General features: G+C 71.6%; 22 protein-coding genes and 2 pseudogenes. 7 read left to right on the top strand and 17 right to left on the bottom strand.

Translation table 11 applies throughout. The annotated features are described in order from the left end of the window. Nucleotides 1-31: 31 nt before the first annotated feature. From AQJ30_RS04110 to AQJ30_RS04080, 7 genes are all read right to left on the bottom strand, one after another. Entirely contained in the window at nucleotides 32-2,509 is a 2,478-nt protein-coding gene (locus tag AQJ30_RS04110; protein ID WP_067228550.1) for a GDSL-type esterase/lipase family protein, read from the bottom strand. Nucleotides 2,510-3,665: 1,156 nt separating this feature from the next. Beyond that, complete coding sequence (locus AQJ30_RS38310) at nucleotides 3,666-3,905, bottom strand: hypothetical protein (RefSeq protein WP_159052291.1); 240 nt, start codon at nucleotides 3,903-3,905, stop codon at nucleotides 3,666-3,668. A gap of 750 nt (nucleotides 3,906-4,655) precedes the next feature. After that, on the bottom strand, nucleotides 4,656-6,554 hold the full coding sequence (locus AQJ30_RS04100) for an SMI1/KNR4 family protein (protein WP_067228547.1): 1,899 nt from the start codon (nucleotides 6,552-6,554) through the stop codon (nucleotides 4,656-4,658). Between the two features lie 217 nt (nucleotides 6,555-6,771). After that, nucleotides 6,772-7,896: an XdhC family protein gene (locus AQJ30_RS04095; RefSeq protein WP_067228546.1), complete on the bottom strand. Its 1,125-nt coding sequence runs from the start codon at nucleotides 7,894-7,896 to the stop codon at nucleotides 6,772-6,774. After that, nucleotides 7,889-10,021 (bottom strand): xanthine dehydrogenase family protein molybdopterin-binding subunit, encoded by a 2,133-nt coding sequence (locus tag AQJ30_RS04090; protein ID WP_067228544.1) that lies wholly within the window; start codon nucleotides 10,019-10,021, stop codon nucleotides 7,889-7,891. Before AQJ30_RS04090 ends, AQJ30_RS04095 begins: the two co-directional genes overlap by 8 nt. Next, on the bottom strand, nucleotides 10,018-11,010 hold the full coding sequence (locus AQJ30_RS04085; protein ID WP_067228543.1) for an FAD binding domain-containing protein: 993 nt from the start codon (nucleotides 11,008-11,010) through the stop codon (nucleotides 10,018-10,020). Before AQJ30_RS04085 ends, AQJ30_RS04090 begins: the two co-directional genes overlap by 4 nt. Beyond that, on the bottom strand, nucleotides 11,007-11,549 hold the full coding sequence (locus AQJ30_RS04080) for a 2Fe-2S iron-sulfur cluster-binding protein (protein ID WP_067228541.1): 543 nt from the start codon (nucleotides 11,547-11,549) through the stop codon (nucleotides 11,007-11,009). The genes AQJ30_RS04085 and AQJ30_RS04080 overlap by 4 nt, the downstream gene beginning before the upstream one ends. Nucleotides 11,550-11,797: 248 nt before the next feature. Here AQJ30_RS04080 and AQJ30_RS04075 point away from each other — a divergent pair, with 248 nt between their 5' ends. Then, nucleotides 11,798-12,373, top strand: a complete 576-nt coding sequence (locus tag AQJ30_RS04075; RefSeq protein ID WP_067228539.1) for a TetR/AcrR family transcriptional regulator — start codon at nucleotides 11,798-11,800, stop codon at nucleotides 12,371-12,373. 51 nt (nucleotides 12,374-12,424) lie between these two features. Here the strand turns inward: AQJ30_RS04075 and AQJ30_RS38305 are convergent, their stop codons facing one another. Continuing rightward, nucleotides 12,425-12,619, bottom strand: coding sequence for a hypothetical protein (locus tag AQJ30_RS38305; protein ID WP_067228538.1), 195 nt, complete (start codon nucleotides 12,617-12,619; stop codon nucleotides 12,425-12,427). A 368-nt stretch (nucleotides 12,620-12,987) separates the two neighbouring features. On the opposite strand from AQJ30_RS38305, the pseudogene AQJ30_RS36470 reads away from it, so the two are divergent. Next, nucleotides 12,988-13,128, top strand: a pseudogene (locus tag AQJ30_RS36470) (ATP-binding cassette domain-containing protein); the annotation flags it as partial. A 139-nt stretch (nucleotides 13,129-13,267) separates the two neighbouring features. On the opposite strand, the gene AQJ30_RS04060 reads toward AQJ30_RS36470, so the two are convergent. Further along, nucleotides 13,268-13,816 (bottom strand): class I SAM-dependent methyltransferase, encoded by a 549-nt coding sequence (locus AQJ30_RS04060; protein ID WP_067228534.1) that lies wholly within the window; start codon nucleotides 13,814-13,816, stop codon nucleotides 13,268-13,270. Between AQJ30_RS04060 and AQJ30_RS36465 the strand changes: the two are divergent. Then, nucleotides 13,815-14,060, top strand: a pseudogene (locus tag AQJ30_RS36465) (ATP-dependent DNA ligase); the annotation flags it as partial. The gene AQJ30_RS04060 and the pseudogene AQJ30_RS36465 overlap by 2 nt on opposite strands. Before the next feature lie 367 nt (nucleotides 14,061-14,427). Here AQJ30_RS36465 and AQJ30_RS04055 read toward each other — a convergent pair. Then, on the bottom strand, nucleotides 14,428-14,781 hold the full coding sequence (locus AQJ30_RS04055) for a hypothetical protein (RefSeq protein ID WP_067228533.1): 354 nt from the start codon (nucleotides 14,779-14,781) through the stop codon (nucleotides 14,428-14,430). Nucleotides 14,782-14,876: 95 nt separating this feature from the next. Then, complete coding sequence (locus tag AQJ30_RS04050) at nucleotides 14,877-15,644, bottom strand: SDR family oxidoreductase (protein ID WP_067228531.1); 768 nt, start codon at nucleotides 15,642-15,644, stop codon at nucleotides 14,877-14,879. Nucleotides 15,645-15,729: 85 nt separating this feature from the next. Between AQJ30_RS04050 and AQJ30_RS04045 the strand changes: the two genes are divergently transcribed. Then, nucleotides 15,730-16,338, top strand: a complete 609-nt coding sequence (locus tag AQJ30_RS04045) for a TetR/AcrR family transcriptional regulator (protein WP_067228529.1) — start codon at nucleotides 15,730-15,732, stop codon at nucleotides 16,336-16,338. Between the two features lie 33 nt (nucleotides 16,339-16,371). Here AQJ30_RS04045 and AQJ30_RS04040 read toward each other — a convergent pair whose 3' ends face one another. The 6 genes from AQJ30_RS04040 to AQJ30_RS04015 all read right to left on the bottom strand — a co-directional run bounded on the left by AQJ30_RS04040 (nucleotide 16,372) and on the right by AQJ30_RS04015 (nucleotide 21,243). Then, entirely contained in the window at nucleotides 16,372-16,848 is a 477-nt protein-coding gene (locus AQJ30_RS04040) for a MarR family transcriptional regulator (protein WP_067228527.1), read from the bottom strand. A gap of 60 nt (nucleotides 16,849-16,908) precedes the next feature. Next, nucleotides 16,909-17,817: an NADP-dependent oxidoreductase gene (locus AQJ30_RS04035; protein WP_067228526.1), complete on the bottom strand. Its 909-nt coding sequence runs from the start codon at nucleotides 17,815-17,817 to the stop codon at nucleotides 16,909-16,911. Nucleotides 17,818-17,888: 71 nt separating this feature from the next. Continuing rightward, nucleotides 17,889-18,287, bottom strand: coding sequence for a cupin domain-containing protein (locus tag AQJ30_RS04030; protein WP_079083786.1), 399 nt, complete (start codon nucleotides 18,285-18,287; stop codon nucleotides 17,889-17,891). Next, entirely contained in the window at nucleotides 18,284-19,123 is an 840-nt protein-coding gene (locus AQJ30_RS04025) for a cupin domain-containing protein (RefSeq protein ID WP_067228524.1), read from the bottom strand. Before AQJ30_RS04025 ends, AQJ30_RS04030 begins: the two co-directional genes overlap by 4 nt. Beyond that, a complete protein-coding gene (locus tag AQJ30_RS04020) occupies nucleotides 19,120-20,376 on the bottom strand; it encodes a sedoheptulose 7-phosphate cyclase (protein ID WP_079083784.1) in 1,257 nt (418 codons plus the stop codon). Before AQJ30_RS04020 ends, AQJ30_RS04025 begins: the two co-directional genes overlap by 4 nt. 423 nt (nucleotides 20,377-20,799) lie before the next feature. Continuing rightward, entirely contained in the window at nucleotides 20,800-21,243 is a 444-nt protein-coding gene (locus AQJ30_RS04015; RefSeq protein WP_067228522.1) for a MarR family winged helix-turn-helix transcriptional regulator, read from the bottom strand. Nucleotides 21,244-21,675: 432 nt separating this feature from the next. On the opposite strand from AQJ30_RS04015, the gene AQJ30_RS04010 reads away from it, so the two are divergent. The 3 genes from AQJ30_RS04010 to AQJ30_RS04000 all read left to right on the top strand — a co-directional run bounded on the left by AQJ30_RS04010 (nucleotide 21,676) and on the right by AQJ30_RS04000 (nucleotide 25,339). Continuing rightward, entirely contained in the window at nucleotides 21,676-22,740 is a 1,065-nt protein-coding gene (locus AQJ30_RS04010) for a VOC family protein (protein ID WP_245726794.1), read from the top strand. Between the two features lie 73 nt (nucleotides 22,741-22,813). Next, a complete protein-coding gene (locus AQJ30_RS04005; protein WP_067228518.1) occupies nucleotides 22,814-23,560 on the top strand; it encodes a beta/alpha barrel domain-containing protein in 747 nt (248 codons plus the stop codon). A gap of 96 nt (nucleotides 23,561-23,656) precedes the next feature. Continuing rightward, nucleotides 23,657-25,339, top strand: a complete 1,683-nt coding sequence (locus AQJ30_RS04000) for an FAD-binding oxidoreductase (protein WP_245726793.1) — start codon at nucleotides 23,657-23,659, stop codon at nucleotides 25,337-25,339. Nucleotides 25,340-25,388 lie beyond the last annotated feature (49 nt).

The following is a 25,388-nucleotide window of genomic DNA, read 5'->3' as shown; positions in this document are numbered from 1 at the left end:
TGCGGCTGCCCTACGAGACACCGATACCGGGTTACCGATCGCCCCCGTTGACCCCTGCACCGGCCCCGACGGGACTTCGCGTGCCGTCCGGGTTTCTCAGGGTGGTGAGCGAACCGAGGTCCACCGTGTCCGGCGCCGTGGCGCAAGGGCTCGGAGAGCGGTTCGGTGCGCTGCCGGCGGGACGGGAGGGGACCACGCAGTTGGACTTGCCGGACTCGAAGGAGCCGTTGACGGCCGTCACGCAGAACTGGAAGTTCCACGCGCCCGGGAACAGGTAGGCGACGTCTTGGTGGGTGCCCTCGATGATGTTCTCGTCGGCCTCTGGCGGGGTGGTGCCTCCGTCTTTGACGTTGGAGACCCACAGTCGGTAGCCGGCCGCGGAGTCCGCGCCGTTCCAGTCCAGTCTCACTGTGGTGGGGTCGACGGTGGTTGCCCGTAGGCCGGTCGGGGTGTCGGGGATGCCGCGGCCGACCGTCACCGGCCGGGCCAGTCCGGGCAGTCCGCCGCCGGCGGCGTTCCAGGTGACAGCCGCGACGAGGTAGCGGTGGCCCGGGTTCAGTCCGTAGATCTGCACCCGGTTGCCGCGGAAGCTGGTGCCGGTGAGCCAGGCGTTGGGTGTGTCCCGGTCGAACAGGATCAGTTCGTAGCGGTCGATGGTGTCGTTGTAGGGGCCGTCCGGTGGTGCGATTTCGAGCTCGATGCCGTCACGGACGAGGGGCCAGGAGGCGATGATCCGCGGTGGCCGCGCCGTCTGCGGGTGAGCGACTGCGGTGACCGTGCCGGACCAGGGGCCCTTGACGTTGTCACCGCCGACGGTGCGCACCTGGTACTCCCACTGGATGCCGTCGACGGTCCAGGTGGTGTCGGTCCGGTTGCTGTTGACGCGGCCGGCCTCGCCCCAGGTGGTCTGGCCGGCGATCCGCGACCGTACGTCGTAGCCGTACGCCCCGTACACCGGGTCCCAGGTGACGGTTACGCCCTGCGGGGTGGACTCGGCCTTCAGGCCGGTCGGCACGGGTGTCGGCCGGACCGGCAGGTTCTCGGGCGGGAAGGGCATCACGCCCCGGCCCAGGCCGTACTTGTCGTGCAGGGTCTGCTCGAAGGCGATGGCGAGCTGGTACTCGCCGAAGGCGTTGGGGTGCAGGCCGTCGTAGGCGGCCGGGCAGGCGGCAGGGGCGCACGAGTACCCGTTCTCCCAGTCGACGACGTCCACCTGGGAGATGGCCTTGCTCCAGCGGGGGGCCGCGTCCTTGAGCAGCCGGTTGTAGTGGTCGGTCTTGGTGATCAGGTCGTCCCGGCCGCCGATCTTCGAGCGTTGCGGTACGGTCGCCACCGCGAAGTCGACTCCCGGCTGGGCCGCGCGGGCCTGGTCGATGATGGTCTCGACGCTGGCCAGGGTGCCGTTTTCGTCGCTGACGAACCAGCCCATGTCGTTGAAGCCGGCCGCGAGCAGGACGAGGTCCGGCTGATAGGTCGCAACCTGCCGGCGGATGTCGTCTTTGATCTGCGCGGCCTGCCTGCCCCAGTGCGCGTAGTGGTCGCTGTCGAAGGCGACTCCGGCCGCGTAACCGCCGTTGACGCGGATGCCCTGGTCCACCGGCTTCTCACCGATGAAGGGCGCCGGTTTCGGCGGGGACGGCTGGTCGGGGGTGAACGTGCCGTGGTAGGGACCCACGAAGTCGACCGAGACGTTGTTCTCCTGGAACCACTGCCACAGCCGGTAGCGCCAGGTGTAGTCGCCCTCGTGGCCCTGGCTGATCGAGTCGCCGACCACCATCACCCGGAGCGTCGACGACCAGTCGGTGGGTCGCAGGCCCTGGCTCAACCGTTCGAGGGTCGCCCTGAACACCCGCGTGAAGTCGGCGTTGAACAAGGCTTGGATGAGCGGCAGCGGGTTCGACCACGAGCCGAGCCGGTCGATGATGTTCCGCATGCTCTGTTGGACCGCTCCTACCACCCAGGTCGCCCCCTGCGTGGCCCAACTCGTCAGCTGTTCGGCGGATGCCGCGCCCGCTGCGGACACCACTCCGACGGCGAGTGCCTCCGCCCAGACGTCCGGGTCACCCAGCGACCGCCCGTCGGCGTAGGAGTTCGCCAGGTCACCGACGAGTCCGCCGACTCCGCCGCCCACGGCCCTGCAGACCGGTACGGCGATGGGTGCGGCGGGGGCGAAGGAGAGGGTGCACACCGCACTGGCTGCGATCCCCACGGCGATGCCGATCGCGGTGGCGATGCCCTTCTGCCACCAGCTCGCCGACGAGGCGTTCACCTCGCCCGTCGGGACGACGATGACGACGCTGTTGCCGGCGACCTGGATGCTGCCGTCGAACCGGACGCCGCTTCGCTGCTCGTAGAAGCCCACCTTGCTCTTCTGTGCCATCAGGTCGACGGACTCGCTGAGCGTGAGCCCTTTGCTCTGGTCGGCACGGACCGTGTCGACCGTCTGCCGCATCTGCCGCTGCCACTCGTCCGGCCGCTGCGCGGTGTTGAAGTCGATGGCGGCCACCATGTCGGTGTCACTGCTCGCCAGCGATCGCAGCGATCCTGCGTCGCGGGCGCACCCCATCCGCACTGTCGCCGTGTTTTCCGCGATCGACCGGCCGGCGAAGTCCGATCCAGCCGTGGCACACGCCTCCCCCGCCGCCGCGGCCGGCTTTCCCATCCCTGCCGCCAGCAGCGTCACTGCTAAGACAAGCGCGGTCAGCCACCAGGGTCTTCTCATGAACGTCCCCCCATCAGTCAGTGCGGTCGGTCAACACCCGCGAGCATGACAATCTACGGATCGGCACCCCGAGAGGCGTCACCCCGCAGTGGACATCCGGGTGTAGCTCTCACGGGGGACAGCCGACTGACGCGCTCCGATTCGGGTGTTGCAACGACCGGGCACCCCCTCCTCTTGGGGTGCTCGGTCGTCTCGATCGCGGGCGCGGGCCGACAGCCGGGCGGCGGCCGACTCGGGGGCCTGTAGGCGCCGGATCTCTCGGGGCGCGCATCGCGCGGCAGCAAAGGTCGGGCCGAGGCCGCAGTGGCTTGCTGGGCGGCGGGGATCCGAGCTCCGGCCTCGGGTACCAACGCGGCTGACGCGCCAGCCCACTGGGCTCGTGATCGGTGCCCCGAGCCGCCACAGCTCCCTTAGGCGCTGGCAAGGCGCTCAGCAACAGAACAGCAGCCCCGATACGCGCAGGCCGGTATTCGACGCGCGGAGGTACCGGAGCCGAACGGCCCCTGGGCCGGGCGGCGGAACCCCCACAGGACCTGCCACGTTTCCGTGCGTTGCTCGTCACGGTCGGCACCACCCGAGACTCAGAGCCGCTGCTGCTGTCCACGGCCGGCACCGGGCGCGGCGCCGCCCGCGAAGTTTGGCGATCAACTCTCGGGCGGCCTGTGTCCGGCCGGTGTACCAGGGAGCGCCGATGCCAGCCAGGTCGGTGGCGTCACCGGCTTTCAGGCGCTGGACGTACACCTTGAGGAGCAGATCGACGTCACCGGCGACCTGTTTGGCATCGGGTACTGCGATTTCGCGGCCGTGACGGTGACCTTCACTGCCGGGGTCTTGCGGAGGGAGTACGGGGCAGGATCGCGCAGCAGCCACCAGGTGAGGGCTGCCGCTCCCAGGACGACCAACGCCGCCACCGCCCACAGGCGCGTTTTATACGACTTGGTCATCAGTACCATCCGGTCACGTGAAAGATGTCCGCCCAGGTGCCCTTGGGCGTGGCGATGTAGTAGTCGAGGAGCTTGTCCAAGCGGGCGCTGGAGTACGCGCTCACGTAGGCCTTGCCGTTGACCATTTTTACCGGGGACGCGACGGGGACGATCGTCGCCCAGATCGAGCGCTTCGCGCCCGGCTTCCGCGACCGCATCCTCTGCACGGCCGTGTGCAGCACCACCGAGATGTCCTGCAAGAACGCCAACTACGTCGGCGGCGACATCGTGTCGGGCGCCAACGACCCGCTGCAACTCCTGTTCCGCCCCCGTGTCACGCTGCACCCCTACGCCACCGGAGCCGACGGGGTCTTCATCTGCTCGGCTGCCACGCCCCCGGAGTCGGCGCACATGGCATGTCGGGATACTGGGCAGCACGGGCTGCCCTGCGCGCGGCGCGCAACCCTCGTCAAGAACGGTCCCTGTAGCTGTAGGAATACCGCAGCCCTGGAATACGTGCCTGGTACCAGCTATCCGCGTATTACACACGTACAGAGCCTGGAGAGGCAGGTATAGGGCGAACCTGGGTCGCTTCAGTCGCTGCGGAGTCCGTAACCCCTTGCTGACCTGCAGGTTTACAGGCACCTGACTAGAGCGACTGAAGCCCTGATTGGTAGCTGACCGTTCGGTCGCTGCCCGGCTCCTGCAGCGACCGGAGCGACCGAACTTCGGACAAGCCGCATCCGTAGGACATGAGAAGCCGGCGAGTCCCTCGTGCTGGCCCTGATCGGCGTGGTGGAGGCACCGATGACGAGCAAGTTGGTCCGGTCGAATTCCGCACCAAGGCGCCCAGGCGGCCCGGCCACCGGCCCGGGCGCTGGCTTCTGCGGTGAACGCGCCGACCTTCCTCGACCCGGCGGCCGGCCCAGTGCGCTGGTGTACGGACGCAGGATGCATGCCGGGCTGATCAGGTACTGGGTGGGTCGGTCATTCTGTTGGGGGGCTTGGGGTCACAGCTGCGGGCGTATGCGGCTGAGAGCGATGTAGGCGTACCCCTCCCCCGCGCGTGGCGCCCTCGTCCAGGACCGGGTGGTGAACGTGCAGAGCCTCCCCTGGGTCAGCGCGAAGCGGGGCAGTGAAAGCCCCAGTTCTGTGTGCAGGGCCGCCAGCATCCTTCGCTCCCGGACCAGTTCGGTGTCGTCCGGGTCGATCAGGCGTGCAGGGTCCAGAGCCTCGGGTATCGCGCCGGAGCGCTCGATCTGCGTCCCCCGTATGGTGAACGCGTACAGCTCTTCGCCCCGTTCGGCAACGGAGAGGTGAAACGCGGCCGGGTGTCCCTCCGGGGAGGCGGTCTTCGGGTCCCGCCACACCACGACAGCACGGCCACAGGAGGACGCGGCCGCCGCTGGAGACTGGAACAGCTGGCTCAGACGGCGCTGGGAGTGGCCGTCGAAAGCGAAAGCCCACCCCTGCGAGCTGCCGCCCACGGCGACCACCGCCCTGTCCTCCCAGGGCTCGGTGTCCTGCCGCCCGCCGGACCGGGGCGCTCGCCAGCGCACTCCGAACAGGTCCAGGGGCGGGCTCAGCTGGGCGTCCTCGTCACCGAGCAAGGCGGGCAGACGGACCGGGTCGACGCCTTCGACCCAGACACAGCGGTATCCGTCGAGCGGCTGCCCGTATCGTGCGGGCTCAGTCAGCCACTGCAGGCCCGGCGGATCGAGATCGGGCACCGGATCCGGGGCGCGGCCCGAGTGCCCCGCCCGCGCTGTTGAGAGGATCTGCCGTCCGCGGTCCGGAGTGATCAGCGGGCCGAGGACCGGATCGGCGAGCAGGCCGAGCGGGGCGATCAATGACGGCCCAGGCGCTTCCCACTGCGGGAGTGCGTCGGCCAGCGTCCGCCAGGCGGCGTCGGTCGCGCCCCAGCGGGCCGACTCGCGGGCCTCGGCGACGGCCCGGCCCCAGGGGCCGGAGGGCGTGTAGCGGTAGGTGCCGTCCCGCACGCCGCTCAGCACGGCCTCGGCGGTGTTCCAGGCTACCCCCCGAGCCGCCATCATCCCGAGCCAGTGGTCGTCGCCGTCCGGTCGCCAGGTGTTGTTCGCCTGTGCCATCGCCTCTACCGGGAGCACGTCGGGCAAGTAGCGAGGGTCGGCCGCTAGCAGGCCGTGACTCAGCGGGTTATCAGGAGTGTTCAGCTGCCGGAGCTGGGACAGCAAGACGGCGCTGTGTGGCCGGCCGAAGGAGGACGCCTCCTCAAGGAGCGGCAGGGCCTCCTCGTGTCGTCCCTGCAGCGCCAGCCGGCGGGCTTGGTCGACGCGCTCGTCCTGGGTCCGGGTGGTGGCGTTGGTGAAGTCGGGGGACGCGGCCCGGTCGGCGTGGAAGGCCCGGTACATGGCTTCCATGTAGGCCCGGAACGACGGATAGCGGTCCGGCATCTCACCGCTCCAGCCCTTGTAGACGTAGAGCGCCCACTCCCCGTCCTGGCCGGTGTCGCCCGGATCGAGCAGGGCGTGCGACATGTCGGAGTCCGTCTCCAGCCGCAGCGCCCGTCGCCACATACCGGCCAGCAGGACCTCCTCCCTGAGCGGGCGCTCGCCGAGGTTCTCCTCGTAGAGCGGGGTCATGTCATACGGGTCCCCGAACCAGTCGATGTCTGCGGTCCCACCGAGCTGGTAGATCCCAGCGGTCTGCTCGACATGCCACCCGTCGCTCACGGCCAGGAACGTGCGGTACGAGGGCGGCAGCCGCCGCCCGAGCCGTTCCTCCGCCGCGGCGATCGCCGCCTCGTCCGCCCCGGGCACTCCGAGAGGCATGGAGGATTGTGCTGCGTCCACCTCCTCATCGGGACGCGGAACCCATTCCTCCTGCCAACGCCCCAGGAAGTCACGCCAGTTCAACGACTCTTCACTCATGGCCGGATGGTGGCACGCCGCACTGACAGTGACGCCGCTTGCCGAGGGGAACAGGCCGCAGAAGCGGATACGCGAGTGAGCTGCCTTCCGGGGTGCGGGCGTGACTTCATGGGCCGCGTGGAAGGCCTTCGGGCACGTCCTGGTCTCTTCCCGCAGGAGCCAGGACCGTCGATGGTCCCGGCCCCTCCGTGTCCGCGCCCTACCGCGGGCGGACCGTTCAGGCCGGCAGCGGCTGCCTGTCCGGCCCGTGGATCGGGGCGGCCGTACCGGTGAGCGGGGCGCCCGTTCCGCCGTGCCGCTGCGCGATGATCTCCGCCGCGATGGACACGGCGGTCTCCTCTGGGGTACGGGCGCCCAGGTCCAACCCGATCGGGGACCTCAGCCGGGCCAGCTCGCGGGCGCTGACGCCCGCCTCCCGCAACTGCCGTTCCCGGTCCTCGTGGGTGCGGCGCGAGCCCATGGCACCGATGTAGGCGGCCGGCCGGCGCAGCGCCTCCCTGAGCAGGGGCACGTCGAACTTGGCGTCGTGGGTCAGCACGCACAGCACCGTGCGGGCGTCGGTGCCCGTACGCCGTAGATACCGGTCGGGCCAGTCGACGACGATCTCGTCGGCGTCCGGGAACCGGGCCCGGGTGGCGAAGACCGGCCGGGCATCGCACACCGTCACGTGGTAGCCGAGGAACCGCCCCGCCCGCACGAGCGCCGCCGCGAAGTCGATGGCGCCGAAGACGATCATGCGGGGTGGCGGCACGGCCGACTCCACGAGGAGGGTGACACCACCCGGGCAGCGGGTGCCGTTCTCGGAGAGCTCCACCGTGCCGGTCCGGCCCGCGTCCAGCAGCGCGCCGGCCTCGGCGCGCGCGGTGTGGTCCAGCTCTGCGCCGCCGCCGAGTCCGCCCTCGTACGAGCCGTCGGGACGGACGAGCAGGGCCCGGCCGAGCAGCCCGGCCGGGCCCCGGGCCACCCGGGCCAGGGCCACCGGCTCACCGTCGGCGGCGGCGGACAGCGCGGCCTCGTGCACGGGCTGCCCGGCGGAGTACGGAACGACCAGCACGTCGATCGTCCCGCCGCAGGTCAGTCCTACGGCGAAGGCGTCCTCGTCGCTGTAGCCGAACCGCTCGGTCAGCGGCTCGCCGTCGCGCAGGGCCTGGCGGCACAGGTCGTACACGGCGCCCTCGACGCAGCCCCCGGAGACCGAGCCGATCGCCGCACCGCCGGAGTCGACGGCCAGGGCCGCCCCGGGCGGGCGCGGGGCGCTCCCGGCGACGGAGACGACGGTGGCGACGGCGAAGTCCCGGCCTTCCTCGGCCCAGGCGTGCAGGGCCCCGGCGAGGTCAAGCATCGCCACCCGCCGACAGAATGCGGTCGGGCCGGATCGGCAGGTCGCGGTGGCGCACACCGGTCGCGTGCCACACCGCGTTGGCGATCGCGGCGGCCGCCCCCACGGTGCCGACCTCGCCGATGCCCTTGATGCCGACCGGGTCGTCGGGGTCGGGGTCGTCGACCCAGTCGGCCTCGACGTGCGGGACGTCGGCGTGCGCGGCGACGTGGTAGCCGGCCAGGTCGGCGCCGTAGACACCGCCGCTCGCCGGTTCCCGGACGGCCTCCTCGTGCAGGGCCATGGACAGGCCCCAGATCATGCCGCCGACGAGCTGGTTGCGGGCGGTGAGGGGGTTGACGATCCGGCCGGCCGCGAAGACGCCCAGCATGCGGCGTACCCGGACCTCCCCGGTGGCCGGGTCGACGGCTACCTCGGCGAACTGCGCCCCGAAGGAGTGCCGTTCCTTCTGCGCGAGTGCCCCGACGGCCTCCGTCGTGTCCGACCGTACGGTGATGCCCTGCGGCGGGATGTCCGCGCCGGGCGCGAGGCCGCGGCGCAGTTCCTCCGCCGCGGCCATGACGGCCCAGGCCCAGGAGCGGGTGCCCGCGGAACCGCCGGCGACCATCGCGGGGCCGAGGTCGCTGTCGCCGATCCGCACCAGCACGCGGTCGGTGGGCACGTCCAGGGCGTCGGCGGCGATCAGGGTGAGCGCGGTCCGGGCGCCGGTGCCGATGTCGGCGGCGTTGATCCGGATCGTGAAGGTGCCGTCGGCCTCGGCCGTCACGGAGGCCGTGGAGGGCATGGCCATCGCGGGGAAGGAGGCGGCCGCGGTGCCCGTGCCGAGCAGCCAGCGCCCCTCGCGGCGCACGCCGGGGCGCGGGTCGCGCTCCGCCCAGCCGAACCTGCGGGCCCCCTCACGGAAGCAGGCGACGAGGTTCCGCCCGGCGAAGGGCAGTCCCGAGACCGGACCTACGGCGGGTTCGTTGCGCAGGCGCAGGTCGATCGGGTCGACACCGCACTTCTCGGCGAGTTCGTCGAGCGCCGACTCCAGCGCGAACGAGCCCGGCGCCTCGCCCGGGGCGCGCATCCAGGTCGGGGTGGGCACGTCGAGCCGCACCAGCCGGCTGACCGTGTGGTGGGCGTCGGCGGCGTACATCGACCGGCCGGTCGCGGCGCTCGGCTCGACGAACTCGTGCACGGTGGAGGTCTGGTTCAGCGAGCGGTGCTCCAGGGCGCGCAGCCGCCCGTCCGGATCGGCCCCGAGGCGGACGCGCTGGGCGGTGGGACTGCGGTAGCCGGCGAGCGAGAACATCTGACGCCGGGTCATGACGACCCGTACGGGCCGGTGCAGTACGGTGGCGGCCATCACGGCGGCCACCTGGTGGGCGCGTACGCCCTTGCTTCCGAAGCCGCCGCCGACGTGTTCGGAGCGTACCCGTACGGTCCCGGGGTCGAGGGAGAACAGTTTCGCCAGGTCCCCCGCGACCCAGTGGGTTCCTTGGTTGGAGTCGACGACCTCCAGCCGGCCGCCTTCCCAGCGGGCGGTCGCCGCGTGCGGCTCCATCGGGTTGTGGTGCTCCTCGGGGGTGGTGTACTCGGCGTCCACCACGACGGCGGACGCCGCGAGTTCCCGGTCGAGGTCGCCCTTCTCCATCACGGCCGGCATGTGCCCGTCGACCGGGTATGCCTCGGCCTCCCGCCCGGCCGAGAACGCCACGTCGTGCGGCTCCTCGTCGTAGTGCACTACGAGCGTCTCGGCGGCCTCCCTGGCCTGTTCGGGGGTGTCGGCGACGACCAGGGCCACCGGCCAGCCCCGATGGGGCACCCGGTCGTGCTGGAAGAGGGCGGTGCCGGGGTCCGGCGGCACGCCCAGCATGCCGACGAAGTCGGTGTCGACGCGCGGGGCGTTGTGGTGGGTGAGCACGGTGAGCACGCCGGGCATCGCCAGGACGGTGTCGGTGTCCAGGGCACGGACTCGGCCGCGGGCGACGGTGGACAGCACGAGCCAGCCGTGGGCGAGTTCGGCGAAGGGGATCTCTGCGGCGTACCGCGCCGCGCCGGTGACCTTGTCGCGGCCCTCCACGCGTGTGTGGGCGGTGCCGGTCACCCGGTCGGCGGCGGACCGGCCTGTGGTGGCGGTGGTCATCGGGCGGCCTCCTCTGCGAGTTCGCTGAGGACGGCCACGACGAGGTTGCGCATCAGGGTCACCTTGTATCCGTTGCGGGGCAGGGGCCGGGCAGCCGTCAGTTCGGCGTCCGCGGCGGCCACGAAGGTGTCGGCGCCGGCCGGGGCGCCGGTCAGGATGCGCTCGGCCGCATACGCCCGCCAGGGGCGGGAGGCGACGGCACCGAAGGCCAGGCGCACGTCGTGCACAGTGCCGTCCCTCAGGTCGAGGGCGGCGGCGACCGAGCCGATGGCGAAGGCGTACGAGGCGCGCTCGCGCACCTTGCGATAGCGGGAGTTGGCCGCCGTGGGGGTGGGCGGCAGGGTGACGGCGGTGATGAGGGCGCCCTGCGGCAGGGCGGTCTCCCGGTGCGGTGTCTTCCCCACCGGCAGATAGAGGTCGGCGATCGGCAGCTCGCCGGGTCCGTCCGCCGTCTCGTAGGACACGCGGGCGTCGAGGGCGGTCAGGGCCACGCCCATGTCGGAGGGGTGGGTGGCGACGCAGTGACCGGAGGCGCCGAGGATGGCGTGATTGTGGTGCTCACCGGTGAGGGCGGGGCAGCCGCTGCCCGGATCGCGCTTGTTGCAGGGCGAGTCGACGTCGGTGAAGTAGCCGCAGCGGGTGCGCTGGAGCAGGTTGCCGCCGACCGTGGCCATGTTGCGCAGCTGCCCGGAGGCCCCGGCCAGGACCGCCTGGGCCAGGACCGGGTAGCGGCGCCGGACCTCGGGGTGGGCGGCCAGGTCGCTGTTGGTGACGGTGGCGCCGATGCGCAGTCCGCCGTCGGGTGTCGACTCGATGCGGTTCAGGGGCAGTTCGCGTACGTCGACGAGCGTTGCCGGCCGTTCGACGCCGGTCTTCATCAGGTCGACCAGGTTCGTGCCGCCGCCCAGGAAGCGGGCGTCGGTGTCGCCGTCGAGCAACGCGACCGCGCCGGTGACGTCATAGGCGCGGTGGTAGCCGAACTCCCTCATGCTGCCGCTCCGTTCGCCTCGGCGGCGCGGGCCACGGCCTGCACTATGGACATGTACGCGCCGCAGCGGCACAGGTTGCCGCTCATCCGCTCGCGGATCTCCTCCGGGGTCAGGGGCGGTGGTCCTGCCTCGGGCCGCAGGTCGGCGGTGGCGGCGCTCGGCCAGCCAGCGGCGTGTTCCTCGATGACGGCGACGGCCGAGCAGATCTGGCCGGGGGTGCAGTAGCCGCACTGGAAACCGTCGAGGTCGAGGAACGCCTGCTGCACCGGGTGCAGCCGGTCGCCGTCGGCCACGCCCTCGACGGTGGTGATCTCGTGCCCCTCGGCCGCGACCGCCAGCTGGAGGCAGGCCACGCTGCGGCGGCCGTCGACCAGGACGGTGCAGGCGCCGCACTGGCCCTGGTCGCAGCCCTTCTTGGTGCCGGTCAGGTCGAGCCGTTCCCGCAGGGCGTCGAGCAGGGTGGTGCGGTGGTCGACGGTCAGCGTGTACTTCTCGCCGTTGACGGACAGGGTGAGGTCGCTGGACGTCGATGAGGCCATGGAAGCCTTCTCTCTCACGTGGTGAGGCGGGTCGCTGGTCAGGCGTGGGTGCCGCGGCTGGCGGCGCCGGTGCGCGAGCGGGCAGGATGCGGGGCAGGTGGGCCGCGTCCGGCCGCCCGGGCTGTCCCGTACGGACGGCACGCCGATACGCTGGAAGCAAGCGGACAGTTGTCCGTTACCCGGAAACGTAACGGACAACTGTCCGCTTAACAAGGATCGGGTTTCGGCCATCACCGCGAGGAGGACCCGTGGGTCAGAACAGGGAAGCGCCCCTGCGCTCGGACGCGCAGCGCAACCGCGCGCGCATCCTGGAGGTTGCCCTGGCCGAACTGACCCGCTCGGCCGACACCCCACTGAGCACGATCGCAAAGAAGGCCGGCGTGGGGCAGGGGACCTTCTACCGCCACTTCCCCACCCGTGAGGCCCTGGTCCTGGAGATCTACCGCCACGAGATGCAGCAGGTCGCCGACACCGCGGCCCCGCTGCTGCGCAGCCGGGAACCCGACCGGGCGCTGCGTGAGTGGATGGACGGGCTGGCCCGGTTCGCCATGACCAAGGCCGGACTGGCCGACGCGATCCGGCAGGCCGCAGGCGCACCCGGCGCGCAGAAGCCGGGCCACGCCCCGGTGACGGAGGCGGCCGAGTGCCTGCTTCGGGCCGCCGAGCAGGCCGGGACCATCCGCCCGGGGATCACGGTGGACGACCTGTTCCTCGCCATCGGAGGCCTGTGGACGCTCGACCCGCACAGCGACTGGCAGCCCCGGGCGACTCGCCTGCTGGACCTGGTCATGGACGCGCTCCGGGCCGGGGCGCCGGGCCGCTGACGGGTCCGGGTCGCCGACGCACCGCGCAGAGGCGCGTGCCGGGGCTGCTCGTCAGCTCGCCGGCGAGGACGCCAGTTCGCGGAGTCCGGCCAGGGCGGCCGCCACGGCCGAACGGCTTCGCTCATCAAGACGGTCCAACTGGAACAGCACACCGCCGACTTGACCACCACCTTGGAGGAGCGAGAGGCCGAACTCGAGGCCGCCCGGCAGGCCGACCGACAGCTGGCCAAGGCCTTGAACCAGCATGACTGAGTTAAGGGCCGTCGAGGCGCAGCCTCCGTCCACGCCCCTCCCTCACCCCGCCGTCTGCGCCCTCTCGACTGCCCAGGGCCCCGGCCTGCCGAAACCCTGCGGAAGCGAAGACGACCTCGGGCACCCCCTGAATGGCCCGCGAGGACGTGGCACGCAACGGCATCGGCGGTCTGGTCGCCGTCAGCCACGTCGGCCCATCTCACCGGCTTTCGCACGCGCTTGGGCGGTGCGACGGGGTCTCGGCGTGCCTTATGGCCGTGGTGATCGTTCGGGAGAGGTGCCGGCGTCGGAACGGGATGTGGGGAAGGGGTGCGGTGGAAAACCGGGGTGTGTGCCATTCCTACCGCCGTCGTGAAGTCCTGCGGGCCGGTGTTCTCAGCGGCGGGACCCGACAGAAGCTGAGCCTGACGCTGGCGCTGATGCACGATCCGCAGGTGCTGCTGCTGGACGAGCCGTACCAGGGGTTCGACTGGGAGACATATCTGCGGTTCTGGGAGCTGGCCGGGAGCGAATCCGCGACGACGGTCAGGTATCTGCCAGCTACAAGTATGCGGAGCGGATAGCTCGAGACGGCGAACTCGAGCTCGGAGGCTACGAGGTCTTGCGGCCCGGCCACGAGGAACGCCGTGGCCCGGGCCAGACTCATCCAGGGCGTCGTGCGAGGAAGACGAACTCATTGCCTGGCCGGTCAGGCGCATCACGGACGCCTTGCAGCTCGTAGCCGTGGGCGACCAGGTCCGTCTCGACCTCGTCGCGCTCCCGGAAGCGCAGCGTCGAATCCGAGGTCAGCACCTGTCCGTCCGCTCCGAAGACGTGGGTCCAGCGGAAGGTCACGAGAGGCCGGCTCACCGGATCAGCGATTTCCTGGGCGACGTTGGCTGTCGTCGTCGCCAGGTCGACCTGCAGCGGCGGGAGGGCTGTGGCGTCACCGCAGATCCAGCGCACTCGCTCACTGCCGGGTTTGGCCCGGGCGACGTCGATGGATGGCTGGGCGGGGTCGATGCCGATGACGTCGATCCCGCGGTCGGCCAGGAGAAGTGCGAACACCCCGGCGCCGCAGCCGATGTCCAGATCTTGGCGCGCCTCGAACTCTTCCGCCATCCGGAGGTAGGCATCGAGATCGCTGCGGTCGGGGTCGAGCGGATCGTAGATCGCAGCGAGTCGTGGATGCCCGAAGCCGTCGTCAGCCATGCGGCCGAACGTACACCCGCCGCCCCGCCTGCCGAGGCTGCTCCGATCGGGCCCGGCGCCGGCCCTGCCTGCGGGTAGGGCGGCCGGGCCGAAGTGGGACGGCTTCCGTGCCCAACTCGCTGTGCAGGCCGGCGGTCGGGTGCTGCTGCGCTCGAGGCGGGGGACCGACATGACCGGCTCGTGCCCCGAGATCCGCGCCGCGGCCCTCGCGCAGTTCCCGGCGGGCACCGGCCTGGATGGCGAGCTTGTGGTGTGGGAGCGCGGCCGGCTCGCGTTCGAGCGGCTCCAGCAGCGCCTTGCCCGGCGCGGGCCGGTGGCCGGCGCGTTTCGTGGTCTTCGACCTGCTTCAGCCGGAGCTGGACGCCATGGTCGCCGGGGCGGAGCCTACGCTCGCGCAAGGCTCACGTACCCCTGGGCCCGGGGCCCCTGCACCGGGAGGCTCAAGGCCAGCGGCTGGCTACGGGTCATGACCCGTAGCCAGCCGCTCCTCAGCCTATTCGGACAGGCCCGCGGTGCGCGCGGTGCCGACACGAGCGCAGTTCGGTTGCCTCACGTCCGGCACCGACCGGTGCACAGCAGGCATCAGCCGCACGTGGCGGACACTGGGACGCTCATGCGTGGAGGAGGAGCTCCAGTTCGGCCGGTGTCGCCATCACGTCCTCGTCGGACGTGGGTGCCGTGCGGAGTTCGAAGTCCCATCGGTGGGAAGGTGCGCAGCCGAATGTCTGCTCGGCGATGGCCGGCAGGAAGACGTTCGCGTCGGCTGCCGTGTCCCAGATCAGCGCCAGGCCCTGAAGGTCCGTTGCCGGATCGGTGATCCACTGGCCGGCGTGCAAACCTGGGAACTGGGCCGTGAAGGGCGCCTTGTCCGGCGGGATGGAGTCGGCCGGTCTGGGCGGATGCGGCCGGACCGCGCCGGCCTCGGCGGTACGTCGCGTGTCCCACCAGGCGATGACGACGTGCATGGGGTCTCCGGTTGCAGCGTGTCTGTTGGGTGATGGCGGTGTCGCCGTTGACACCCCTGCATGGTTGCGGAATCCGCGTGGGCCGGGCTGGTGGGTCAGAGCTGGGAGCCGCCGGTGGCGTCGAGGACCTGGCCGGTGACCCATCGGGCGTCGTCGGAGGCGAGGAAGGCGACCACGTCGGCCACGTCCTCCGGCCGGCCCACCCGGCCGAGTGCCGAGAGCTGGGCCGCGGACTGCTCGGCGGCCTCGTTGCCGCGCAGCCAGGAGGCGTTCATGTCGGTGTCGATGATGCCGGGGGCCACGGAGTTGACCGTGACGCCGCGGCCACCGAGCGCCTTGGCCAGGGTGAGGGTGAAGGCGTCGAGGGCTCCCTTGGTCATGGCGTAGGCGATGATGTCGGTGAGCGCGATGCGGGTGGCGCCGGAGGAGACGTTGATGATCCGGCCGCCGTCGCGCAGGCGCTTCAGGCCCTGCTGGGTCAGGAAGAACGGGGCGCGCATGTTGATGGCGACGGCCTCGTCGAACGCCTCGGGTGACGTCTCCTCGATCTCGCCGCGCGGGGTGATGCCGGCGTTGTTGACCAGGATGTCCAGGCCGGCCTCCTCGGCGTGGCGCAGGATCTGGCGGTCGTAGCCGTCCCAGAGGGTTTCCACGTCACCGGGCCGGCCCAGTTCGGCGTGGACGGTGAACGCCCGGCCCCCCTTGGCACGGATGGCGGCCACGACGTCGTCGGCGGCTGCGGTGTTGCGGCCGTAGTGGACGGCCACGAGCGCTCCGTCGACGGCGAGCCGTTCGGCGACGGCGCGCCCGATGCCGCGGCTGCCGCCGGTCACGAGTGCTGTCTTGCCCGCGAGCGTACCCATGGTGTTCCTTTCGCATCAGCTTTCTGTAGCGAGGACTAGCTAATACTCTACACACTTTCTTTAGCGATCGCTGTAAAATCAGGTCATGACGACGACGAAGCGGGGCAGGCCGCGCAGCTTCGACCGCGAGGCGGCCCTCGTGCAGGCGACGCTCCTGTTCTGGCAGCACGGCTACGAGGGCACGTCCATCTCAGATCTGACCGCCGCCATGGGGATCTCCCCGCCGAGCCTGTACGCGGCTTTCGGCGACAAGCGCGCCCTGTTCACGGAGGTGGTCGACCGCTACGGCACCACCTTCGGCGCCTTCATGGAGGATGCTCTCGCCCGGGAGAGGGACCCGCGGGCGGGCTTCGCGCGGATGCTGGAAGAGGCCGCTGTGTCCTACACCGACCCCGGGCACCCAGCGGGCTGCCTGGTCATCTCCGCGGCGACCAACTACTCTCCGCAGACCGCCGACGTCGAGCAGGACCTGCGCGCCCGCAGGACGGCCAATGTGGGGTCCTTCGAAGCGCGGCTGGAGGACGCCAGGGCCCGGGGCGCGCTCCCCGAGGACGCCGACACCCGGGCCCTCGCGGTGTACTTCGCCGCGGTCGTGCAGGGCATGTCGCAGCAGGCGCGGGACGGTGCGAGCACGCAGGAACTGCGGCGCGTGGCCCGGCTCGCGATGAACGCCTGGCCGGAGCCGCCGGCGTGAGGCCACCGGCCGTGCGGAGAGCAGTTCCCCGGGTCAGTCCTGGGGCATTGCGTCGCCGGTGCGGCACAGACGTGCCACCACATGCGCGTATCTCTCGTCGAACCGCAATGCTCGGAAAGCAGCGTCCAGTTCGTGTTCCAGTGTGCGGCTGGCGCGCGTCCACAGGGCCAGCCCGGCGTCGGTGACCGTGACATGGCTGGTCCGCCGGTCGCAGGGCCAGGCCGTCCGGGCCGTCCAGCCCGACCGCTCCAAGTGGGTGAGCATCCGGCTCGCCGCGGAGACGCTCACACCCAGTCGCCGGGCGAGACCGCTGACGGTCACGGAGCCGGGACGCTCACCGGCCAGCGCTCCGAGGGCCATCAACGGTCCCAGTCCGATGCCATGACGGCGCGTCAGCAGGGTATCGAGCTGCCCTTCCAGTGAGGCGAACAGGGGCACGACCCGCTCCCAGAGCCGGGACAGGGTTTCGGCGTCGGCGTCCCGGAGTCCGCTCTTGTGCGGCTCAGCCACGGCGTTGCTGTCCTCGTGTGATGACGTTCCTGTGTGTCGGTCCGTACTACGGGCGGCCGCTCAGGGCAGCAGCAGGAGCTTGCCCCGGACGCCGCCGGCGGCCAGGGCTCGGTGCGCCTCGGCCGCGGTCTCGAAAGGGAACTCCTGGGCGATGCGCAGGCGCACCTGCCCGGCGTCGACCAGACGGGCGAGCGCGTGGAGCCCGGGGCCGTCCTGCTCCACGTGGGAGACGGCGACCTGGATGCCGCGTTCCCCCGCCGGTACCCGGCTGGGCACGATGGTGACGGCGCGCCCGCCGTCGCGCACGGCTCGGATCGCCCGCGGGTCACCTGCCGTTTCCAGCAGGCCGTCCACCTCCGCCTCCGGCAGGTCCTCCGGGTCCACGACCCGGTCCGCCCCCAGGGCCAGTGCCTCGTCCTCGTCACGCCGGGAGCGGACCTGAGCCACGACCGACAAGCCGCGCAGCCGGGCAAGCTGCACGGCGAGGCCGCCGACCGAACCGACGGCACCGGTGATCAGTACCGAGGCTCCCTCGGGCAGGGCGAGGGCGTCCAGTGCCTGCCGGGCCGTGAGTCCGGCCAGCGGCAAGGCGGCCGCGTGAGCAGGCGTGAGGGAGGCCGGGGCAGGGGCGACGATGCCGGCCGGCAGGGCGACGGTCTCGGCGTAGGTCCCGCGCCCGGTGGCCATCTGCGCGGACATGGCCACGACCTGGTCTCCGACGCGCAGGTCGGTGACGTCGCTTCCCACGGCTGTGACGGTGCCGGCCACGTCCCAGCCGAGGACCATGGGAGGCCGGACGGTGCTGTGTCCGGCGTGCAGACCAGCACGTGTCTGGAGGTCGACGGGATTGACCGCGGCCGCCGCGGTGCGGATGAGGACGGCGTCCGGTGCGGGCGTGACCGGTTCAGGGACGTCGCGCACCGACAGCTGCTCGGGGCCGCCAAAGGTGGTCAGGACTACAGCACGCATGGAACGCTTTCGCTTTCGTGGACGGTCGCGGCGCGTCAGGGCCGGGTGGGCCGTGACGCGCCGCGCTCTTGTCAGGAGGGGACCAGCTCGGGCACGCGGGGCGGCAGCCGGTCGGTGACGGGGGCGGCGAGCGCCCGGACGCTGATCAAGCGGACCGTGGTGCGCCCCGCCACGAGGTGGGCCTGCGCCCCGTGCGGCAGCAGGACCAGCTGTCCCGCTCGTACGGCGTGCTCGGTGTCCTCGGTGGTCAGCGCAAGGTCGCCTTCGAGGACCAGCAGCGCCTCCTCCACCCCGTGCTGCGGGGTGGAGGAGAGGACGGCACCGGGCTCGAGCACCCAGTGCTCCACCGCTTCGCACTCGCTGTGCAGCATCCCGCGGCGCACCAGACAGCTCCAGGCAGCTGTCGCTCCGGCCCCCGGCTCGGCGGTGACGGCGCTGCGCACCGCCCTGGTGGTCGTCGAGATGATCACGACGCCTCCGCGGAGTGCTGGCGCAGGGCCAGGGTCACGACGAGCAGCCGCAGCGGCGTGAGCGCATGGACAGCGGTGGACGTGCCTGCGGCGAGGGTGAAGCAGGTGTCGCGCGACAGGTCCACGGTGGCTGCGTCGGCGGTGGCCCGGCCGTCGCCGCTGTGCACGAACACGGCGACTTCCGCATCGGGTGCGCCCAGCACGGTGCGCTGTCCCGCCTCGAGTTCGACGACGTCCACCTGGCGCAGCGGGCCGGTGAAGACGCCGTCGGTGCGCACGGTCCTGTCCTTGAAGAGGTCGAAGATGACTGGGTTGCCCATGGCGGGAACTCCCGGGTGCATGTGGTCGGGTGTGGACAGGACGGTGTGCGTGGCGGGTGCGAGGGTCTCGATCACCCACCAGTCGAGGTCGGTGTCCGCAGTGTTGCGCAGGCCGTGCACGTTGCCGGGGGCGGTGAGGGCGAGCGAGCCGGGGCCGACGCGGTGGGGACTGCCGTTGAAGAGGAACTCCCCGCGGCCGCGCAGGATGAGGTAGATCTCCTCGGTGCGGGTGTGGCGGTGCTCCCCGCTCAGGCCGCGGGGTGGGATGGAGGCCCATTCGACGGCCTCGGTGGCGGAGTCGAGCTGGCGGCGGCCGGCGAAGCACTTCCAGTGCGTGCGCCCGGCGGCTCCGTGCACGCCGTAGACCGTGGCGGCGCCCTTGGCGGTTCCGATGGACCGGAAGGGGCTGCGGGGGCCGCCCGCCGTGTGGGCGGGCAACGGCGGGTGGCCGGTGGTGGCCTGTCCGGAGGGGGAGGTGGCCGGCGCGCGGTGGGAGGGGGAGGCTTCGGTGCTCACCTCGAGACTCCCGCAACGTGCTCTCGCAGCGCCTGGGCCGCGGCACTGAGTTCTTCCTCGGTGACGTCGTTGACGAAGACCGCGCTGCCGATGCCGACCGGGAGGGGCAGCCGCTGCTTGCCGTCGCGGTGCCGCACGGTGTCCCGCAGGGCGCCGGTGAGCACCTCGGGGGTGCACAGCGGGTGCCAGGACGGCAGTCCGAGCTGCTCCATGACGCTGAGGATGCGTTCGCGCTGGTAGGCGCTGACGAGTCCGCGTCGCTCGGCCAGGACGGTGGTGAGCGCCATGTCGACGGCGACGGCCTCGCCGTGCAGCAGTTCGGGCAGGGCGTTCATCTCGATGGTCGGGCTGAAGGTGTGGCCGTAGTCGACGACCCGTTCCAGCACCTTCTCCCAGAGGTTGGGCTGGAGTTCCTCCAGCATGCCTTGGATCGCGCGCTCGACGACTTCGGTCGCCGGGTCGAGGTGCAGCCCGCGGGCGGCGAGGCGCTGGTCCACGGGGACGTCGGCGGGCGTGGGGCCCATGGCCGCGGGACTCTGGAGCTTGGTGCGCAGCAGGTGGGCGCCGTGGTGCTCCAGGAGGTCGAACAGCCGGGCGTCCTTGATGAGGGCCATCTTGAGGATCTCGGCCAGCCCGTTGCTGATGTGCCGCTCGTGCAGGGTGACCAGGAACGACCGGTCGAGCAGGGTGCGGTCGGCGGGGAAGTAGGTTCCCAGGCGGTTCTTGTGCCCGTTGTGGTTGACGCCCGTCTTTGCGCCGACGCCCGCGTCCACCAGACCGATCAGGGTGGTGGGGATCCGGATGAAGGGAGTGGAGCGGCGGTAGAGGCTGGCGGCGAAGCCGACGATGTCCATGAGGACGCCGCCGCCGATGGCGATGACGGGTTCGCGGCGGCGGTCGATGCCGAAGGCGTCGAGGGCCTCGGCGACCCGGAGCACCGCGTCCATCGACTTGTGGGTCTCGCCGTCGTCCAGGACGAGGACGCGGTGCTCGACGCCGTGGTGTTCGAAGTAGGCGCGGATCCGTTCGCCGTAGAGGGAGTCGACCACGCGGTCGGTGACGATGAAGCGCCGTTGGGCGCCCCTGTCCGAAGCGCCCTCCAGGATGGTGGAGTTGCTGGGGTCGAGCAGGTTCTGGCAGGCCCTGATCTCGTACTGCACCGGGTTGCTGCTCTGGACCGACCAGTGCGTGACCGGGCTGCCCACCGCGAAGAGACCGTCGTTGTTGCGCGTGGACTGGGTTTCTTGCTGCATCAGGCTTCCGCCTCCGACGAAGAGTCTCGGGTTCGGGTTCGTGTGCGAATCCGGTCGGGGCAGTGTGCTGTGCGTGTCCGCGCGGCAGGGCCCTTGGGGCCGCCTGCGCAGGATGTGGCCACGGCGTCGTGGCCTGCCCCCCGTCGCCAGGCAAGACCCTGACACAGATTTCATTGCGCACGCAAGAACATGCGTCGGGGGTCGAGGTGTGGGCCGTCCGAAAAGACACCGCGCCGCAGCTGGAGCGAAGAGCTCTTCCTGCGCGTTCTCTGCGCACGCAACTGCTTGGGTTGTCCGGAAGTACGTCGGTCATGCATGCCTCCGCAACGACCGAGTGGCGGCTGCAGGCGACCGTCACGTCTGCCGACCCACACGGAAAAGCCCCCCGCCGGTCGGGCGAGGGGCGCGTGGAGGCCGTGCGCTTCAGCGGTCGAGGGTGGGGGCGTAGCGGAGCCGGGCGACGACCGAACTCGTCCTGCTGTCCATGGACGCGACTTCCAGGGCCATGCCGACTTCACGCCGGAAGAGGCCCCCTATGTCCGCGGCGAGGGATCGGCCGGCCTCGGTGATCCGTACCACCACTCCCCTGCGGTCCGCCGCGTCGGCGGCCTTCTCGGCCAGCTGCCGCGCCGCCAAACGCTGCACGGCCCGGGTGGCCGACGACTGGTTCAGGCCGAGGAGCTGGGCGAGTTCGTTCATGCGCATCCCCGCCGGGTCGCCGTTGCTCAGCGCCCGCAGGGCAAGAAAGTCCGTCAGACCCAGCTGGAAGTCCTCGGAGAGTCTTCTGTCCAGCGCGGTCCCGACCTCCGCCACGAGAACCGACAGCTGACTCCACAGCTCGACGCTGTCTTCCTTACGCGTTCGCATGATGTCGCCTTCTTCAGGGTGCCCCGGGCGGTCCGCCGGCCGCCATGGATGCCTTCCGAGCACGAGCAAAGAGAGGCAGCCCCGGTCCCACGACACCGGGACGGCCCGGCCACCTTCAGGGTATGAGGCGGCAGCAGCCAAGAAAACCCTCCGGACGCCCCGTTTTTTCCATGCCCGCACAATGACCAAGACCCGTCGTCGTTGCCACGGTAACGGTCCGACCTGCACTTCTATCGGTGGAACTCCCAGTTCACGGCCGGCACGGCGAGGTTCCCGCCGTCCGGCCCGCCGACACCATTCCTTGCGCACGCAACGACATGTGTCTTACTGTCGCCCTCGGCCGGCGCCTGTTCGCAAGCGGGCAGCCGGTGTCCGAGCATTCGTGTGCCGTCCGGTGCCCGGCACCCGGCACGCCGTCGGGAGGGGGATACATTGCGCAACGCCGTCACGCCGTCGTCCGCTCCGGCGCGGACCGGTCTGCCCACCGCGCGGGCCGTCGACCACTACGGTTTCACCGTGCCGCGCCTCGATGAGGCCGTCACCTTCTTCACCGACGTCCTGGGCGGCGAACTCTGCTACCGGGAGGGGCCGGTCGAGGATCACCGCGGTGACTGGATGAGCCGGAAACTTGGCGTGCACCCGCGGGCCCGCGCGCACGTCGCACTGGTCCGGCTCGGACCCCGCACCAACCTGGAGCTCTTCGAGTACACCGCCCCGGACCAGGTCACCTCGCCCCCCGGCCCGGACGACGTCGGGGGCCATCACCTCGCCCTGGTGGTCGCCGACCTCGACGCCGCCGAAGAGCGGCTGCGCCGGGCAGCTGCCGTCCGCCTGGGCCCCGCCGCCCCCGGCGCGTCCCGCCGGTGGTTCCTCACCCCCTGGGGCAGCCTGCTGTCTCTCAGTGCGCCCGGCCGGCCGGACGGCAGGCGCTACTGCCCCACGCCCACGCCGTACGCGAACCCGGCCGCGTGCTCCCTGGGCCTGATCGGCACGGACCACGTGAGCTACACCGTCGCCGACCTCGGCGCAGCCACCGCCTTTTTCACCGACGTCCTGGGTGCGGAGCTGGTCGAGGGTCCGCGGGACACGCGGGAGCGGCCGGGCGGTCACCGGCCGCCCGGCGCCGGATCGACGCGGCGGGCGCTGCTGCGCACCGGCCCGACCGCCAACTGCGAACTGGTCCAGAGCACCGCGCGGACTCCGGGTCCACGTCCCCCGCGCAACAGCGATGTCGGGGGGCACCATCTCGCCTTCTTCGTCGACGACGTGGACGCGGCAGCCGCATGTCTGGGCCGGCACCAGGGCGTGGAGCTCATGGGCGAGCCGGAGACCATCGCCCACGGTCCCATCGCCGGCGACCGCTGGCTGTACTTCCGCACCCCGATCGGCATCCAGATGGAGATCATCAACATGCCGGACGGAGCACTGCCCTACGAGAGCCAGACCTCGGCGCGGCGCGCCACACCAGGCGCCCTGCGCTGGCACGACCGCCCCTGACCCGTCCACCGGCGGCGGCCAGGCATCCGGGCCCCCGCCCCCGAACGAGCCCCCGTCCTGCAGAGGCATCCTCATGAACACGCTCGCCCCGTTACCGGTCCGGCCGGCCGGACCGCTGCGCGCAGCAGCGACAGCCCACACGGCGCTCTGGCTCGACTGCCGGCGCACGACTCGGCAGGCGGCGGACCAGGCTTTCGCCGAAGCGGCGGAGATGGTCCGCGACATGCTGCCGCCCGATGCCGGGGACCCGGCGTCGGCACACCGCTCCGCCAGGGGCACGACCGTCGTCGGGCCCGTCCACGGCCTGGCCGCCTACCGGCAGCTGATGCGCCGGCTGCTGCCCGAGGCCACGGCATCCCCGGGACGCACTTTCGCCGTGGAATACCCCCTGTGGGCCGTCGACGCCCTGGTCGACGCCCGCCTCGACCTGATCGGTGGTTGCGAGGCCAAAGCCATGCGGTCCACCGCCGGCATCGCCGGAGCCCACCTGCTGTACGACGCCTGGCGCCGCGACGTGCAGTCACCGCAGTGGACACGCGCGGCCGAGCGCGGCGCCACGGCGCCCTACCTGCTATGGACCACCCAGCCCTGCGCCGGACCGGACCGGGGCGCCACCTACGCCGGGAAGTGTCTGTTCCCGGGGACGGCCCTGGCGCTGTCTCCCACGGCCCTGCGGACGTTCGCGCAGCACAGCGTCGTCACCGGACCGACCGCCGTCGAGGTCACCGAAACCCGGCGGGTGGCCCGTGTCCTGGGCTGGTTCGGCATCCGCCTGGACACCCTCGAGCCCTGCGCCGCACAGGCCGCCACCTCGGCCTGACACCGGACAGTACGGGCCCGATCCCACCCGACGCGCCACTCCCGCGGCCGGCCCTCGTGCCGCCAGCGTTCTTTCCCCACCTCGAAGGACTCACCCATGCCCACCTCTGCCCTGCCCACCGACAGTTCCCCCGCGACCGCTCCCGGACGCCGGCCAGGAGGCGCCGGAATGCGCCGGCGGGCCTTCCTGTCCGGTACTGCCGCCGCGGGCGGTGCCCTCGCGGCCACCGCGGCCGGCCTGGCCCCCGCCGCCGCGGCGCAGTCCGGGCGCCGGACCGCCGACGCGGGCGCCACTCCCCTCAGTGTGCGCCCGGCGGACCAGCGCTACGCCGACCTGCGGCGCGGCACCAACCAGCGCTGGGTCGGCAGCCCCGAGCGCATCGTCCTCGCCACCTCCACGGCCGACGTCGTCCAGGCCGTGCAGCAGGCGGTCGACTCCGGCAAGCACCTGGCCGTACGCAGCGGCGGCCACTGCTACGAGGACTTCACCACCCACCCGGACATCGACGTCGTGGTGGACCTGTCGCGCATGGACGACATCTCCTACGACGAGCGCCGCCGGGCGTTCTCCGTGCAGCCCGGCGCCCCCCTCGGCCGGGTCTACGACCGCCTCTACAAGGGCTGGGGCGTCTACCTCCCGGCCGGCAACTGCCCCACCGTCGCGGCCGGAGGCCACATACAGGGCGGCGGTTACGGCTCGATGAGCAGACGTGACGGCCTCGCCGTCGATCACCTGTACGGCATCGAGATCGTGGTCGTCCAGGCGGACGGCACGGCCAAGGCCGTCACCGCCACCCGTGAGCCCGACGACCCGCACCGCGAGCTGTGGTGGGCCCACACCGGGGGCGGGGGCGGCAACTTCGGCGTGGTGACGCGTTACTGGCTGCGCTCCCCCGACGCCCGGGGCAGCGACCCCTCCGCCCAACTGCCCACTCCCCCGAGGGAGGTGTGGCTGAGCGAGGTGGCCTGGCCGTGGGAGCAGCTGACCGAGACCCGCTTCGCGCGGCTCATGGGGAACCACGGTGACTGGCACACCCGCAACAGCGCACCCGACTCGCCGTACACCGCGCTGTTCAGCCAGCTCAAGCCCTTCCACAAGTCGGCCGGCGCCGTGGTCCTGGACTCTCTCGTCGACGCCGGCGCCCCCGGCGCCGAACGCCTGCTGCAGCGCTACGTGGATGAGGTCGGCGACGGCCTCGGCGTGCGCCCCCAGGTGCGCCAGTACCGCAGGGTGCCGTGGCTGCACGCCACGCAGTGGCCCGGATTCACCGGGCCCGACCCGACGATCAGGTTCAAGGGCAAGTCCGTCTACGCCCGGCGCACGTACACCGACGCGCAGATCGCGGCCGCCTACCGGCATCTGACCCGCGACGACTTCCACAATCCCAGCGCGCTCCTCATGATCGCCTCGTACGGAGGGGCGGTGAACCGCGTCGCCCCCGACGCCACCGCGGTGCCGCAGCGCGACTCCGTCCTGAAGTACCAGGTCGTCTCGCTGTGGAACGACGCGGCCGACGACGAGGCCAACATCGCCTGGGTCCGCGAGTGCTACCGCGACATGTTCGCCGCCACCGGCGGTGTGCCCGTACCCAACGAGACCAACGACGGCTGCTTCGTCAACTACGCCGACGTCGACCTGGGCGACCCCCGCTGGAACACCTCGGGTGTGCCCTGGCACGACCTGTACTACAAGGGCAGCTACCGGCGCCTGCAGAAGGTCAAGGCCACCTGGGATCCCACGGGGTTCTTCCGCCACGCCCAGTCGGTGCAGCCCGCATGACGCTCTGCGGCGGCCGGCGCCACACGCTGCGCCGCTGCCGGCCCTTCGC

It is taken from the genome of Streptomyces longwoodensis, from assembly GCF_001514125.1.
Lineage (GTDB): Bacteria > Actinomycetota > Actinomycetes > Streptomycetales > Streptomycetaceae > Streptomyces > Streptomyces longwoodensis.
Note: the sequence above shows the minus strand (reverse complement) of the source record. Positions and strands in the feature narration are given on the sequence as shown.

Excerpts from the sequence above, each read along its gene's own strand:
- AQJ30_RS04085 (WP_067228543.1), bottom strand. The coding sequence starts at position 11,010 with ATGAGGGAGTTCGGCTACCACCGCGCCTATGACGTCACCGGCGCGGTC.
- AQJ30_RS04000 (WP_245726793.1), top strand. The coding sequence starts at position 23,657 with ATGCCCACCTCTGCCCTGCCCACCGACAGTTCCCCCGCGACCGCTCCC.
- AQJ30_RS38305 (WP_067228538.1), bottom strand. The coding sequence starts at position 12,619 with ATGCTGGTTCAAGGCCTTGGCCAGCTGTCGGTCGGCCTGCCGGGCGGC.
- AQJ30_RS04015 (WP_067228522.1), bottom strand. The coding sequence starts at position 21,243 with ATGCGAACGCGTAAGGAAGACAGCGTCGAGCTGTGGAGTCAGCTGTCG.
- AQJ30_RS04050 (WP_067228531.1), bottom strand. The coding sequence starts at position 15,644 with ATGGGTACGCTCGCGGGCAAGACAGCACTCGTGACCGGCGGCAGCCGC.
- AQJ30_RS04055 (WP_067228533.1), bottom strand. The coding sequence starts at position 14,781 with ATGCACGTCGTCATCGCCTGGTGGGACACGCGACGTACCGCCGAGGCC.
- AQJ30_RS04060 (WP_067228534.1), bottom strand. The coding sequence starts at position 13,816 with ATGGCTGACGACGGCTTCGGGCATCCACGACTCGCTGCGATCTACGAT.
- AQJ30_RS04095 (WP_067228546.1), bottom strand. The coding sequence starts at position 7,896 with ATGCTTGACCTCGCCGGGGCCCTGCACGCCTGGGCCGAGGAAGGCCGG.
- AQJ30_RS04080 (WP_067228541.1), bottom strand. The coding sequence starts at position 11,549 with ATGGCCTCATCGACGTCCAGCGACCTCACCCTGTCCGTCAACGGCGAG.
- AQJ30_RS04090 (WP_067228544.1), bottom strand. The coding sequence starts at position 10,021 with ATGACCACCGCCACCACAGGCCGGTCCGCCGCCGACCGGGTGACCGGC.
- AQJ30_RS04110 (WP_067228550.1), bottom strand. The coding sequence starts at position 2,509 with ATGGTGGCCGCCATCGACTTCAACACCGCGCAGCGGCCGGACGAGTGG.
- AQJ30_RS04100 (WP_067228547.1), bottom strand. The coding sequence starts at position 6,554 with ATGAGTGAAGAGTCGTTGAACTGGCGTGACTTCCTGGGGCGTTGGCAG.
- AQJ30_RS04035 (WP_067228526.1), bottom strand. The coding sequence starts at position 17,817 with ATGCGTGCTGTAGTCCTGACCACCTTTGGCGGCCCCGAGCAGCTGTCG.
- AQJ30_RS04020 (WP_079083784.1), bottom strand. The coding sequence starts at position 20,376 with ATGCAGCAAGAAACCCAGTCCACGCGCAACAACGACGGTCTCTTCGCG.
- AQJ30_RS04045 (WP_067228529.1), top strand. The coding sequence starts at position 15,730 with ATGACGACGACGAAGCGGGGCAGGCCGCGCAGCTTCGACCGCGAGGCG.
- AQJ30_RS04005 (WP_067228518.1), top strand. The coding sequence starts at position 22,814 with ATGAACACGCTCGCCCCGTTACCGGTCCGGCCGGCCGGACCGCTGCGC.